The following is a 13,601-nucleotide window of genomic DNA, read 5'->3' as shown; positions in this document are numbered from 1 at the left end:
GCCCCCTCCTCGCCGCAACCGGCGCGCAGACCGCACGATGCGGCCTGCCTGCTTATCGGGTCTCCCCTCGGACGGTCTCGGCGCTGTGCGTGCCGAAGGAGCGGCCCAGCGCCGCCACCTCCCGCTCCAGCGCAGGCACCAGCGACCGTGACCGCCGCCCCACCAGCCGGTCGCTGAACGAGCTGTTCACGACCGTGCGAAGCAGCTGCACGCCGCCGATGGCCCGCGGCACGTAGACCCGCCTGCGCCGCTGCTCGACGCCGCGTACGAACGCGCGGGCGCACTGCTCGACGGAGCTGGTCGAGCCGACCGGCCAGGGCAGGCTGCCGAACGCGGCGCGGAACGACGGCAGGTCGTCCTTGGCGTCGCGGACCAGGTCGGTGTCGATCCATCCGGGATGGGCGGTGCCGACGCCGACGCCGTGATGGGCCAGCTCCAGCCGCAGCGCGTTGCCGAAGTGCTCGACCCCGGCCTTCGCCGCGCAGTACGCGGACATGCCGGGCAGCGCGGTGAACGCCGCGGTCGACGACACCAGCAGGTAGTAGCCGCGGGCGGCGATGACCGGCGCGGCCGTCGCGGCGGCCGTGCGCATCACGCCGATCAGGTTCACCTCGACGGTGCGGGCCAGCGCCTCGATGTCGCCGGTCGCGACGGTGCCGAGGCCCGCGATCCCGGCGTTGGCGATCACGCAGTCGATGCGCCCGTATGCCTGCAGAGTCCCGGCCACGGACTGCTCCAGCGCGGCCGAGTCGGTGACGTCGGCCTCGAACCAAGCCGCGTCGGCGACGGTGTTCAGCTCCTCCGCCAGCGCGCGCAGCCGGGCCGGTTCGAGCCCGACCAGCGACATCCGTGCCCCGCGGGCCGCGGCCAGCCGGGCGGTGTGCTCGCCGATGCCCCGGGCCGCGCCGGTGATCAGCACGACCTGGCCGCGCAGCGAATTCTTCATCGGCGCTCCTCGGTGACGGGAGTGCGGGCCGGTACGGCCCGGTAGGCGGCGGCGTCGAAGCGGCGCGTGCGCAGCCAGTACGACCAGGTGTAGCCGGGCCACAGGGTGGAGTTGCGGCCGCTGGCGTCGAGGTACCAGCTGCGGCAGCCGCCGCTGGTCCACACCGTGCCGTCCATTGCGCGGTCCAGGTCGGCGTTGTACGCCCGCTGCGCCTCCGGCCGCGGCTCGATCGCGGCGACGCCGGCGGTGTCGAGGTGGCGCAGCGCGCCCAGCAGGTAGCTGATCTGGCACTCGATCATGAAGACGACGGAGTTGTGGCCGAGCCCGGTGTTCGGGCCGAGCAGCAGGAACAGGTTCGGGAAGCCGGTGACGGCGGTGCCGCGGTAGGCGTACATGCTGCCGGCCCAGTGCTCGGCCAGGGTGCGTCCGTCGGCGCCCCGGATCGCCTGCGCCATCGGCAGGTCGGTGACGTGGAAGCCGGTGCCGAACACGAGGGTGTCGGCGGGGTGCTCCCGCCCGTCGGCGGTGACCACGCCGTCGGCGGTGATCCGGGTGATCGGCTCGGTGACCACGTCCACGTTGGCGCGGTCCAGCGCGGGATAGAAGTCGTTGGACAGCAACACCCGCTTGCAGCCCATCGTGTACGAGGGCGTGAGCCGCTCGCGCAGCGCGGGGTCGGCGACCGAACGGCGCAGATGCCGGCGGGCCATGCCCTGCCCGAACCGCATCAGCGCCGGGCGCAGGAATGCGGTGGCCTGGAACTCGCGTCCCCAGTACACCCCGGCCCGCACCAGCCAGTGGGTGAACGGTGCGGAGCGGAACAGTCGCCGCTCGAGCACGCTGATGCGCCGGTCGCGGCGTGGCAGCACCCAGGCGGGGGTGCGCTGGAACAGCGTCAGCGCGGCCACCTGAGGTGCGATCTGCGGTACGAACTGGATCGCCGACGCTCCCGTGCCGACCACGGCGACCCGCCGCCCGGTCAGGTCGAGGTCGTGCCGCCAGCGCGCGGAGTGGAACGTCTCGCCGCGGAAGTCGCCGAGCCCGGGCAGCTCGGGGATCGACGGCTCGGTGAGCGGCCCGCCCGCCGCGACCAGGATCTGCGCGGTGTAAGCGCCCTGCGAGGTGTCGAGCCGCCACAGCCCCGCCTGCGCGTCCCAGGCGGCGGCGCGCAGCTCGTGCCCGAGCCGCAGGTGGGGGCGCACACCGTGTTCGTCGGCGCAGCGGCGCAGGTAGGCCCAGATCTCCGGCTGCGGTGAGAAGCTGCGGCTCCAGCCCGGGTTGCGGGCGAAGGAGAAGGAGTACATGTGCGAGGGCACGTCGCAGGCGCAGCCGGGATAGGAGTTGTCGCGCCAGGTCCCGCCGACCTCGTCGCCGCGGTCGAAGACCAGGAAGTCCCGGTGGCCCGCGCCGCGCAGCCGGATGGCCGTGCCGATCCCGCCGAAGCCGGCGCCGATGATCGCGATGCGGGTATGGCGATCCGCATTGTCGCTGCTCACAGGCGACCTCCTATGTGGTACCAGCGAGTACCAGCCCTTGCCCGAGAAATTACCATCGGGTAACAGGGCAGGGAAGGCCCGAATTCGCCACGAGCCACCGGTACAGTCTCCACCCATTCGACCCCTGACGCGCCCGACCAGCGGAGGAGCCTTGGCCGCCCCCACCCGGACGCCCGAGTCGGTCCGCCGTGACCTGACCGCGGCGCTCGCCACCTGCGTCGCCGAAAAGGGCTACGCATCGACCACCATCGCCGACATCGTTGCGTTGGCCAGGGTCTCCAAGCGCACCTTCTACGAGCACTTCACGGCCAAGGAAGAGTGCCTGATGGCGCTCTACGAACACGTCTGCGACCGGCTGATCCTGATCATCCGTGCGGCGGCGTCCGGCGACCAGCCGTGGCCGCAGCGCATCAGCGACGGCGCGGCGGCCTACCTCGGCGCGCTGGAGACGATGCCCGCGTTCACCCGGACCATGCTGATCGAGGTTCAGGCGGCCGGACACCGGGCGTTCATGCTGCGCCAGCTGACCCTGCAGCGCTTCGCGGGGACTCTGGTGGACCTGGTGGAGGTGGGCCGGCTCAGCGACCCGGACCTGCAGCCGCTGTCGCAGCCGCAGGCGCTGGCCATCGTCGGCGGCATCAACGAACTGCTGCTGCACGCCATCGACCCGTACACCGGGTCGGCCGGCGAGGACGTCGAGGGCCGTTTCGCGGCACTGCACGAAGACGTGGTCCGGTTGATCTCGGCGGTGCTCTACCACCGCGCCTGAAACTTTCATCCGCTGGTCAACGCATAGATGTCCGGTGTTGTGTCGGGCTTGTTTCGTGTGCGACGATGACCGCATTCGCGTTGGGAGCACACGCGATTTCATCGCCGAGGGCACCCGGTGTCTCACCGGGACGGCGTTGTCACGGACCGCGTTCCGGTCGTCTGCGTTCACCTCAGTTCCGCCCGCCGGGCCGGGCAATCCGCACCACCTCGTGGCGTCTCGGCGCGGCCCTCCTCCGGCCGTGGCCGTAATCGTCCACACCGGACCCCTGCCCGGGGATCCGGACACGGCCCAAGGAGAAGGCAATGAGATTCCCGATCAGGCTGTCCGGAAGGCGCAAGGTGATCGCGCTGACCGGTGCGAGCGCCCTCGTGGTCGCCGGCCTTGTCACGCTCCCCGCGGCGATCGCGCACGCCGCGCCCGGTTGTGACATCACGTACACCACCAACGACTGGACCGAAGCCCCCGGCAGCGGCGGCTTCACCGCGTCCATCACCGTCAAGAACACCGGTGACCCGATCACGAGCTGGTCGCTGAAGTTCGCGTTCCCGTCCGGCCAGACGTACACCCAGGGCTGGTCCGCGAACTGGACCGCCTCCGGCGCCAACGTGACCGGCACCAGCCTGTCCCACAACGGCAGCCTCGGCACCGGCGCGTCGACCAACATCGGCTTCAACGGCCGGTGGACCGGCAGCAACCCGAAGCCGACGTCGTTCACGCTGAACAACACCACCTGCACCACGGGCGGGGTGACCCCGACGCCGAGCGGCGGCCCGAGCAGCAGCCCGAGCACCCAGCCGAGCCCGAGCACCAGCGCGAGCCCGCAGCCCCGCTCGATCATCATCACGCCGTCGTCGGTGAGCGTCGCCGAGGGCAGCAGCTCGACGGTCAACGTCAAGCTCAGCGCCGCGCCGACCGCCAACGTGACGGTGGCCCTGGCGCGTAGCGGCGACACCAGCATCACCGCGCCGACGTCGGTCACGCTGACCCCGTCGAACGCGGTCGCCGGCGTCAGCGTCGCCATCGCGGCCGCCGAGGACAGCGACCAGACCAACGGCACCGCGACCGTGGCGGCGTCCGCCTCGGGCTACACCGGCGCCTCGCTGGCCGTGACCGAGATCGACAACGACATCACGCAGAGCGGCAAGGTCGACAACCCGTACGCGGGGGCTCGCGGCTACGTGAACCCGGAGTGGAGCGCGAAGGCGGCCTCCGTGTCCGGTGGCAGCCGGGTCTCCAACATCTCCACCGCCGTCTGGCTGGACCGGATCGCGGCGATCGCGGGCACGTCGGGCAGCAGCTCGAACGGCTCGATGGGCCTGGCCGCCCACCTCGACGAGGCGCTGCGGCAGTACAACGCCGGCAGCGGCCCGCTGACCGTCCAGTTCGTGATCTACAACCTGCCCGGCCGTGACTGTTCGGCCCTCGCCAGCAACGGCGAGCTGGGCGTGGACGAGCTGCCGCGGTACAAGTCCGAGTACATCGACCCGATCGCCGCGATCATGGGTCAGTCGAAGTACGCGGCACTGCGCATCGTGGCGGTCATCGAGATCGACTCGCTGCCGAACCTGGTGACGAACCTGAACATCGCCAAGTGCGCGACGATGAACTCCAACGGCGGTTACGTCAAGGGCGTCGGGTACGCGCTGAACAAGCTCGGCGCGATCTCGAACGTCTACAACTACATCGACGCCGCGCACCACGGCTGGATCGGCTGGGACACCAACTTCGGCCCGTCCGCGGTGAAGTTCAAGGAGGCCGCGGTCGCCGAGGGCAGCACCGTCGACAAGGTGCACGGCTTCATCTCCAACACCGCCAACTACTCGGCCACGGTCGAGCCGTACTTCACCATCAACACCTCGGTCGGCGGCACCTCGGTGCGGCAGAGCAAGTGGGTGGACTGGAACTACTACGTCGACGAGCAGTCGTTCGCGCAGGCGTTCCGCCAGCGTCTGGTGACGGAGGGCTTCAACTCCAACATCGGCATGCTGATCGACACGTCCCGCAACGGCTGGGGCGGCGCGAACCGGCCCACCGCGGCGAGCACCTCCACTTCGGTGGACACGTTCGTCAACCAGTCGCGCATCGACCGGCGCATCCACATGGGTAACTGGTGCAACCAGTCCGGCGCGGGCATGGGCGAGCGTCCGCGCTCGGCCCCGGCCACCGGCATCGACGCGTACGTCTGGGTGAAGCCCCCGGGCGAGTCCGACGGCTCCTCCTCCCTCATCCCGAACAACGAGGGCAAGGGCTTCGACCGGATGTGCGACCCGACCTACACCGGCAACCAGCTCAACGGCAACAACCTGACCGGCGCCCTGGCCAACGCCCCCATCTCGGGCGCCTGGTTCCCGGCCCAGTTCGCCGAGCTGATGGCCAACGCCTACCCGCCGCTCTCCTGACCGGCTGAGTAGAAGGAAGGGCACCTTCACAACGCTATGCGTTGTAGAAGGTGCCCTTCTTAACCCTTGCGGCAGTTGGCCTGCCTGTGCGGGTGCGCCGAGGGTCAGCGGCCGGATCCGGGCGGCTGAGCGCCGCCCGCCTGGCCGCCACCACGGCCGGGTCGGCCGCCCCCGTTGCCGCCACCGGAGCCGCTGTCGCCGTTCTCGTCGCCGGAGCCGTTGTCACTCCCGTTGTCGCCGGAGCCGCTGTCGTCGTTGTCGTCGCCGCGGCCCGGACGGTCGTCGCCGTTGCCGTTGCCGTTGCCGTTGCCGTCGCCGTTGTTGTCGCCGTCCCCGTCGTGGGACTCGTCCCGGGGCTCGGTCGGCTCGGTCGGCTCCGGCTCGGGCGACAACGCCGACTCGCGCAGCGGGGCCGGGAAATCCTTGACCTCGAGTCCCTGCGAACCGGTCGCGAGGGTCGAGGCGACGGCCCGGTACACCTTCGACAGCACCGCCGCGCCGACCGCGTCGGTGGGGGTGTCCGGGTTCGCCGCGATCGCGGCCGCGGCCAGCTGAGGCGTGTACGCCACGAACGACTCGGTCATGTTGTCGGTCGAGCTGCCCGTCTTGCCGGCCACCGCGCGGCCGCCGAGCAGGTCCGACACCGCCGTCGCGGTGCCCCCGTCGCAGCGGCCGAACGCCCCGGACTGCCCGACCGGGCAACGGGCCGCGTCGGTGGCCGCCCGCGCGATCTCGGGACTGATCGCCGGACCACACGTGGTGTCGGCCACGTCCAGCTGCCGACCGGTGCCGTCGGTGACCGCGGCGACCGGCAGCGGTGCGCAGTAGACGCCGTCGGCGGCCAGCGTCGCGTACGCGTTGGCCAGGTCGAGCGGTGTGGTCAGCGAGACGCCCAGCACGAACGAGCCCCAGCCGGCCGCGTCGGTGGCCGCGTGCGAGGCGTTGTCCGGGTGCCGGAACCTGATGCCCAGCCGCTGCGCCATCTCGATCGTCTTGTCCGCGCCGACCTGCTGCTCCAGCCAGACGAAGTAGGTGTTCACCGACCGGCCGAAGCCGGTCCACATGTCGCGCTTGCCGTCCATCCACGCCGGGTTGGCATTGCGCGGGCACCAGTATCCGTCGCAGCTGGCCGGGCCGGTCGCCTCGGGCCAGGTGGTGGTGAGCTTGGTCGGCGCGTCGAACCGGGTGTCCAGGGTCTTGCCCGCCTCCAGGGCGGCCAGCATGGTGAACATCTTGAACGTCGAACCGGCCTGGTAACCGTGGATGCCGGTGCCGCCGGCGACGAGCTGGTTCATCGTGTTGCCCGCGCCGGTCGCGGCGCTGTAGCGGCGGTTCACCGCGAGCGCCAGGACCTTGCCGGTGCCGGGCTCGACCACGGCCATCGGCAGGGCGCGCTTGTCGGTGTACCCGTACACCTTGGTCACCTGGGTCTGCGCCGCGTTCTGGAGCTTCGGGTCGAGCGTGGTGACGATGCGGTAGCCGCCCTGGCGCAGTGCCTGCTCGCGGTCCTCCGCGGTGTCGCCGAACGTGTCCTGGTCGCGCCACCAGCTGCGGAAGTAGTCGCAGAAGAAGCCCCAGCCGGCCCGCGACGCGGTGCAGTCGTTGGGGCTCGAGCCGCGCTTGACCACGGGCGTGCTCGCCTTGGCGGTCGCGGCCTGTGCGGCGGTGATCACGCCGGTGCCGGTCATCGCGGTGAGCACGTAGTCGCGGCGGGCCAGGGCGCGCTCGATGCCGCCGTTGAGCGGGCTGTCCGCCTCGGGCGATTGGAGCAGCCCGGCCAGCAGCGAGGCTTCGCTCAGGGTCAGCTGCGCGGGGTCCTTGGAGAAGTACGTGTGCGAGGCGGCGTAGATGCCGTACGCGCCGGAGCCGAAGTACGCGATGTTCAGGTAGCGCTCGAGGATCTGCGCCTTGCTCAGCTCCTTCTCCACCGCCAGGGCGTATCGGGCCTCGCGGATCTTGCGAGCGGGGGTCTGCTCGGTGGCCGCGGCGCGCTCCTCGGTCGACAGCGAGGGGTCGCTCTTGAGCACGTTGCGCACGTACTGCATGGTCAGCGTGGAGGCGCCCTGCGAGACGCCGCCGCTGGCCCCGTTGGCGACCACGGCGCGCAGTACGCCCTTGAGGTCGACACCGTGGTGGGAGTAGAAGCGGGCGTCCTCGGCGGCGACGACGGCCTGCGGGACGACCGGGGCCACCTCGGCCAGCGTCACGTCGCGGCGGTTCTCGTCGTAGAAGGTGGTGACGACGGTCTTGGCGTCGTTGGCGTACAGGTAGCTGGCCTGCGCCGTGGTGGGGTGCTTGAGCACCTCGGGGAGCGTGTCGTAGGCGGGCGCGGACTTCTCCACCGCCCAGTTGGCCAGTGCTGCGGCAGGCATCGCCCCGGCGGCGACGACGGCTCCCGCGACGACGGCGAGCAGCGTGAGTCGAGTCATCCGGTTGAGCGGCGGCATCGCAGCACCTTCGGGGGAGAGGTCGGGGATGCTCAAGACTGCCCGGAGATCTCCGATGTGCCAGGATTTGTGGCGTGCATCTCATCTGAAAAAGGGCATATTCCCATGGGCTGAGTGGTCCTCCTGTTCGAGAGCGTTTGAGTGATCCGGAAAACAGCGTGTCGATACCCGAAATATCGTTGCGCCGCGTATAGTTGAACCGTCACGTAAGAGATGCACGCTTCCATCGGAGGACACGGACATGACCACGCTGAACACCCGCACCTGGAACGGCCTGACCATCCCCACGCCCGGCACCTACGCCATCGACCCCGCGCACACGCGCGTCGGCTTCGTGATCAAGCACATGGTGGTCAGCAAGGTGCGCGGCGCGTTCAAGGACGTCGCCGGCGAGATCGTGATCGCCGAGGACCCGCTGGCCTCGTCGGTGAACGCCGTCGTGCAGACCGCGAGCATCGACACCGGTGTCGCCGACCGCGACAACCACCTGCGCACCGGCGACTTCCTCGAGACCGAGAAGTACCCGGAGCTGAGCTTCCGCAGCACCGGCCTGCGGGCCGAGTCGGGCGAGGACTTCACCCTCGTCGGCGAGCTCACCATCAAGGACGTCACCAAGACGGTGGAGCTCGCGCTCGAGTTCGGCGGTGTGAACAAGAACCCGTGGGGCCAGGAGCTCATCGGCTTCACCGCCACCACCGAGATCGACCGCGAGCAGTTCAACGTGACCTGGAACCAGGCGCTCGAGACCGGCGGCGTGCTGGTCGGCAAGACCCTCAAGATCGAAATTGAGGGCGAGGCCACCCGCCAGGCCTGAGCCTGTCGGGCTCCACGCGGCCGCGACCGGCGGTCCGACGACGCCCCGCCCTGGAAGGTGCTTGGGGGAGCACCTCCGGACGTGCGGGAGACGTCCAGCCGGTCGGGCCGCGGCGTACCGGGCGGGCGCGTGGCCGCGCGTCACGTCCGGTCATCGGGGAACCCGCCGCCTTCTCTCCTCGGGCGGCGGGTTCCCCGACACGCGTTCCGGCCCCTCCGCTGCGGCGCAGGCCGCCGATGGCGTTTCGGACGTCCCGAGCCTCCGCCGCGTGGCAGTCGCTCGGACCGCGCGGCGCTCGCAGATGCCAGGGGTACATTCGCCGCATGACCGCATTTCGGATCGGTGAGGCTGCGGAGCTGCTAGGCGTCAGCGCGGACACGGTGCGGCGGCTGGTCGACTCGGGCCGGTTGCGGGCGCACCGCGACGAGCACGACCACCGGATGGTGGCCGGGGCCGACCTCGCGGCGTACGCCCGCACCCAGGCCGACGACCCCGACGGCCGCGCCGACCGCTCCTCGGCCCGCAATCGCATGCGCGGCATCGTCACCGCCATCGTCAAGGACACCGTGATGGCCCAGGTCGACATCCAGGCGGGCCCCTTCCGGGTGGTGTCGTTGATGAGCCGGGAGGCCGTCGAGGAACTCGGGCTCGACGTGGGCAGCGTCGCCGTCGCCGTCATCAAGTCCACCAACGTGGTGGTCGAACGTGACTGACCCGCGGACCGCGGTCGGCACCGGGGCGACAGTCGGGGGATGGCCCTGCGGGCGGGCGCTGCTCTCCGCGCACCTCGTCGTCGAGCGGCCCGGGTTCCGGCTCGACGTGGCGCTGTCCGTGGCCCAAGGTGAGGTCGTCGCCCTGCTGGGGCCGAACGGCGCCGGCAAGACCACGGCACTGCGCGCGATGGCCGGGCTGCTACCGCTGCACGCCGGGCGGCTGCGGCTGGGCGAGGAGGTCCTCGACGATCCGGCCGCCGGGATCTTCGTACCGCCGGAGCACCGCCGCGTCGGCGTGGTGTTCCAGGACTACCTGCTCTTCCCGCACCTGTCCGCGCTGGACAACATCGCCTTCGGCCCGCAGGCGCGAGGGGCGTCGCGCCGCGTCGCGCGTGCCGAGGCGGCCCGTTGGCTGGCCCGCGTCGAGCTGACGGCGCTGGCCCGGCAGCGGCCCCGGCAGCTGTCGGGCGGGCAGGCCCAGCGGGTGGCACTGGCGCGGGCCATGGCGGTGAGCCCGGATCTGCTGCTGCTCGACGAGCCGCTGGCCGCGCTGGACGCGCGTACCCGGATGGAGACCCGGGCGCGGCTGCACCACGACCTGCGTACGCACGAGGGCGCGACCCTGCTGGTCACCCACGATCCGCTGGACGCGCTGGTGCTGGCCGACCGGCTGGTGATCGTCGAGGACGGCCGGATCGTGCAGGAGGGCGACGCGGCGGGTGTCACCGCCCAGCCGCGCACGGAGTACGTCGCCCGGCTGGTCGGCCTGAACCTGTACCGCGGCCGGGCCGACGGGCACACCGTCACACTGCCCGGCGGATTCGCCATGGTGGCCGACGACGAGGTGCACGGCGACGCGTTCCTCGCCTTCCCGCCGTCGTCGGTCGCGCTGCACCCGCAGCAGCCCGCGGGCAGCCCGCGCAACACCTGGGCGGCCACCGTCGTCGGCGTGCTGCCGCACGGCGACCATCTGCGGGTGGAGCTGGGCGGCCCGATCCGCGCCGCCGCCGAGATCACGCCCGCGGCCGCCGCCCAGCTCGGGCTCCTGCCCGGCACCGAAGTCTGGGCCGCCGTGAAGGCCACCGAGACCCGCGCGTACCCGTACTGACCGCGACCGTCCAGGCCCCGGTGACGAAGATCGGCGTTTCGTGTCAGAAAGTGGGGCCTGATCTGGCGCGAAACAGGGATCATGTTCGCCGACCACCGTTAAGAAGGGCACCTTCTACTACGCATAGCGATGTGAAGGTGCCCTTCCTTTCCTCAGACCTGTGCGAGGTAGGTGGGGGAGGGGTGGCGGGTGATGGAGGTGATCACGCCGGCGTCGCGGACGTCTTGCTCGATCAAGGCGAAGGCGGCGTTTTCGGGGACGGCCAGGCCGCGCAGGGGGGTGCGCATGGACACCTTGGCCTCGGACTTCGCCCGGCGCACCGCCTCGATCGCGGCCGTCGCGGCGGCCAGCGGCGCCGGATCGCCCGCCGCGGCAGCCAGCTCGGATGGCGTGGGCCAGGCGGCGCGGTGGACCGAGCCGGGCTGCCACCACGACCAGGCTTCCTCGGTCACGAACGGCAGCACCGGCGCGAACAGGCGCAGCAGCACCGACAACGCGGTGCGCAGGGCGAGCCGGGCCGAGTCCGCGGCGGCCGGGCCGTGCTGGCCGTACGCGCGCAGCTTGACCAGCTCCAGGTAGTCGTCGCAGAACAGCCAGAAGAAGCGCTCCGCGGCGTCCAGGGCCCGGCTCTGGTCATACTGCTCGAACGCCGCGGTCGCCTCGGCGATCACCGGCTGCAGCGCGGCCAGCAGGGCACGGTCCAGCGCCTCGGTCACCTCCGCGTCGGGTGCGGGCTCGCCGAGGCCGAGCACGAAACGCGTCGCGTTGAGGATCTTCATGGCGAGCCGCCGGCCCACCCGCATCTGGCCGGTGTCGAAGGCGGTGTCCGCGCCCGGCCGGGCCGCGGCGGCCCAGTAGCGCACCGCGTCCGAACCGTGCTCCTGCAGCAGGCCCAGCGGCGTCACCACGTTGCCCACCGACTTCGACATCTTCTTGCGATCCGGGTCGAGGATCCAGCCCGCGATGGCCGCGGTGCGCCAGGGCAGCGCGTCGTGCTCGGTGTGCCCGCGCAGCACCGTCGCGAACAGCCAGGTACGGATGATCTCGTGGGACTGCGGGCGCAGATCCATCGGGAACACCCGGGCGAACAGGTCGTCGTCGAACCCCCAGCCGCCCGCGATCTGCGGCGTCAGCGACGAGGTGGCCCAGGTGTCCATCACGTCGGGATCGGCCGTGAAACCGCCGGGCCGGCCGCGCTGGTCCTCGGCGTACCCGGGCGGGGTGTCCGAGCTGGGGTCGATCGGCAGTGCGTGCTCGGCGGGCGTGATGGGCCGGTCGTGATCGGGCGTACCGTCGGCGTCCAGCGGATACCACACCGGGATCGGCACGCCGAAGAAGCGCTGGCGGCTGATCAGCCAGTCGCCGGCCAGCCCGTTCACCCAGTGCTCGTAGCGGGTGCGCATGTGCGGGGGCTGCCAGGTCAGCTCCTGCCCGCGCTCGCGCAGCCGCTCCCGCAGCGTCTCGTCGCGCCCGCCGTTGCGGATGTACCACTGCCGGGTGGACACGATCTCCAGCGGCTTGTCGCCGCGCTCGTAGAACTTCACCGGGTGGGTGATCGGCTCCGGCTCGCCGAGCAGCTCGCCGCGCTCGCGCAGCAGTGCGGTGATCCGTTCCCGTCCGGTGTGCACGGTCGCCCCGGCCAGCCCGGCGTAGGCCGCCTGGCCGTCCTCGGACAGCCCGTCCGGGGCGTCGGGCAGGAACCGGCCGTCGAAGCCGAGCACCGGCCGGGTCGGCAGGTCCAGCTCGCGCCACCAGATCACGTCGGTGGTGTCGCCGAACGTGCACACCATCGCGATGCCGGTGCCCTTGGCCGGGTCGGCCAGCCGGTGCGCCAGCACCGGCACCCGCGCGCCGAACAGCGGCGAGCGCACCGTGGTGCCGAACAGCGGGCGGTAACGCTCGTCGTCCGGGTGCGCCACCAGCGCCACGCAGGCGGGCAGCAGCTCAGGCCGCGTGGTCGCCACGACCACCGGTCGGCTCTGCGTGGCCGCCGTGATCGGTGCGGCGCCGGCCGCGTCGGGATGGAACACCAGCCGGTGGTACGCCCCCGGGCGGTCCCGGTCCTCCAGCTCGGCCTGCGCCACGGCGGTGCGGAACGTGGTGTCCCACAGCGTCGGAGCCTGCGCCGGGTAGGCGTCCCCACGGGCCAGCGCCCGCAGGAAAGCGCGCTGCGACACGGCACGGGCCCGCTCGCCGATCGTGGTGTAGAGCAGTGACCAGTCCACGGACAGGCCCACCAGCCGCCACACCTGTTCGAACGCCTCCTCGTCCTGCGCGGTCAGCCGCTCGCACAGCGCGATGAAGTTGCGCCGCGACACCGGCACCTGGTGCTTGCCGGGCCTGTCCGGCGCAGTGAACTCCGGGTCGTACGGCAGCGACGGGTCGCAGCGCACCCCGAAGAACTGCTGCACCCGGCGTTCGGTGGGCAGGCCGTTGTCGTCCCAGCCCATCGGGTAGAACACGGCCCGGCCCCGCATGCGCTGGTAGCGGGCGATCATGTCGGTCTGGCTGTACGAGAACACGTGCCCCACGTGCAGCTCGCCGCTGGCGGTCGGGGGCGGGGTGTCGATGGCGAACACGCGCTCACGCGGCGCGGCGCGGTCGAAGCGGTACACACGCTCGGATTCCCAGCGCTGTGCCCACTTGTCGGGCAGACCGTCGATGGTCGGCTTGTCCGGAAGGCTCATGACCTCACCTCGGTGGGGATAAGGCGCCCGAACGCGAGAGAGGTGGGGTGACCGCCACGCGCCCTGGGGCGCGGCGATCGAAGAGACTACGCGCGGCCCGAGTCGGCTACGCGTACGACGAACGACGTGAAGAGCGCGTGGGTCATGGCTCCTCCTTCGACATCGCTCGTTTGCGTCGATGGTAACCGGTCGCCCGGTTCCGCGCTGCCTCGTTCACCC

Annotated in this window: 9 protein-coding genes; 5 read left to right on the top strand and 4 right to left on the bottom strand. The window is 71.4% G+C overall.

Annotated elements, in window-relative coordinates; genetic code table 11:
• Nucleotides 1–52: 52 nt before the first annotated feature.
• Both FLL47_RS31150 and FLL47_RS31145 read right to left on the bottom strand, forming a co-directional pair.
• The gene (locus FLL47_RS31150; protein ID WP_144125646.1) at nt 53–946 is read right to left on the bottom strand and encodes an SDR family oxidoreductase; all 894 of its coding nucleotides are present in this window, start codon (nt 944–946) and stop codon (nt 53–55) included.
• Nucleotides 943–2,442, bottom strand: a complete 1,500-nt coding sequence (locus FLL47_RS31145; protein ID WP_222106291.1) for a flavin-containing monooxygenase — start codon at nt 2,440–2,442, stop codon at nt 943–945. The genes FLL47_RS31150 and FLL47_RS31145 overlap by 4 nt, the downstream gene beginning before the upstream one ends.
• Nucleotides 2,443–2,593: 151 nt before the next feature.
• Here FLL47_RS31145 and FLL47_RS31140 point away from each other — a divergent pair, with 151 nt between their 5' ends.
• Complete coding sequence (locus FLL47_RS31140; protein WP_186316010.1) at nt 2,594–3,211, top strand: TetR/AcrR family transcriptional regulator; 618 nt, start codon at nt 2,594–2,596, stop codon at nt 3,209–3,211.
• Nucleotides 3,212–3,516: 305 nt separating this feature from the next.
• Nucleotides 3,517–5,613: a glycoside hydrolase family 6 protein gene (locus tag FLL47_RS31135; RefSeq protein ID WP_186316009.1), complete on the top strand. Its 2,097-nt coding sequence runs from the start codon at nt 3,517–3,519 to the stop codon at nt 5,611–5,613.
• 104 nt (nt 5,614–5,717) lie between these two features.
• On the opposite strand, the gene FLL47_RS31130 is transcribed toward FLL47_RS31135, so the two are convergent.
• Nucleotides 5,718–8,060 (bottom strand): transglycosylase domain-containing protein, encoded by a 2,343-nt coding sequence (locus FLL47_RS31130; RefSeq protein ID WP_144125637.1) that lies wholly within the window; start codon nt 8,058–8,060, stop codon nt 5,718–5,720.
• A gap of 241 nt (nt 8,061–8,301) precedes the next feature.
• Between FLL47_RS31130 and FLL47_RS31125 the strand changes: the two genes are divergently transcribed.
• The 3 genes from FLL47_RS31125 (at nt 8,302) to FLL47_RS31115 (ending at nt 10,695) form a co-directional block, all read left to right on the top strand.
• On the top strand, nt 8,302–8,874 hold the full coding sequence (locus FLL47_RS31125) for a YceI family protein (protein WP_144125634.1): 573 nt from the start codon (nt 8,302–8,304) through the stop codon (nt 8,872–8,874).
• Between the two features lie 323 nt (nt 8,875–9,197).
• Nucleotides 9,198–9,587, top strand: coding sequence for a TOBE domain-containing protein (locus FLL47_RS31120; protein WP_144125631.1), 390 nt, complete (start codon nt 9,198–9,200; stop codon nt 9,585–9,587).
• Between the two features lie 58 nt (nt 9,588–9,645).
• Entirely contained in the window at nt 9,646–10,695 is a 1,050-nt protein-coding gene (locus FLL47_RS31115) for an ABC transporter ATP-binding protein (protein WP_186316023.1), read from the top strand.
• Nucleotides 10,696–10,847: 152 nt separating this feature from the next.
• Here the strand turns inward: FLL47_RS31115 and valS are convergent, their stop codons facing one another.
• The gene (valS, locus tag FLL47_RS31110; RefSeq protein ID WP_144125625.1) at nt 10,848–13,382 is read right to left on the bottom strand and encodes a valine--tRNA ligase; all 2,535 of its coding nucleotides are present in this window, start codon (nt 13,380–13,382) and stop codon (nt 10,848–10,850) included.
• Between the last annotated feature and the right edge of the window lie 219 nt (nt 13,383–13,601).

This window comes from Catellatospora sichuanensis (assembly GCF_007483665.1).
In the GTDB taxonomy this organism is placed as follows: Bacteria; Actinomycetota; Actinomycetes; order Mycobacteriales; family Micromonosporaceae; genus Catellatospora; species Catellatospora sichuanensis.
This window is presented reverse-complemented; position numbering and strand designations above follow the sequence as displayed.

What these genes read in the sequence shown, in the direction of transcription:
- FLL47_RS31150 (WP_144125646.1), bottom strand. Translation starts at nt 946, where the DNA reads ATGAAGAATTCGCTGCGCGGCCAGGTCGTGCTGATCACCGGCGCGGCC.
- FLL47_RS31135 (WP_186316009.1), top strand. Translation starts at nt 3,517, where the DNA reads ATGAGATTCCCGATCAGGCTGTCCGGAAGGCGCAAGGTGATCGCGCTG.
- FLL47_RS31130 (WP_144125637.1), bottom strand. Translation starts at nt 8,060, where the DNA reads ATGCCGCCGCTCAACCGGATGACTCGACTCACGCTGCTCGCCGTCGTC.
- FLL47_RS31125 (WP_144125634.1), top strand. Translation starts at nt 8,302, where the DNA reads ATGACCACGCTGAACACCCGCACCTGGAACGGCCTGACCATCCCCACG.
- FLL47_RS31120 (WP_144125631.1), top strand. Translation starts at nt 9,198, where the DNA reads ATGACCGCATTTCGGATCGGTGAGGCTGCGGAGCTGCTAGGCGTCAGC.
- valS (WP_144125625.1), bottom strand. Translation starts at nt 13,382, where the DNA reads ATGAGCCTTCCGGACAAGCCGACCATCGACGGTCTGCCCGACAAGTGG.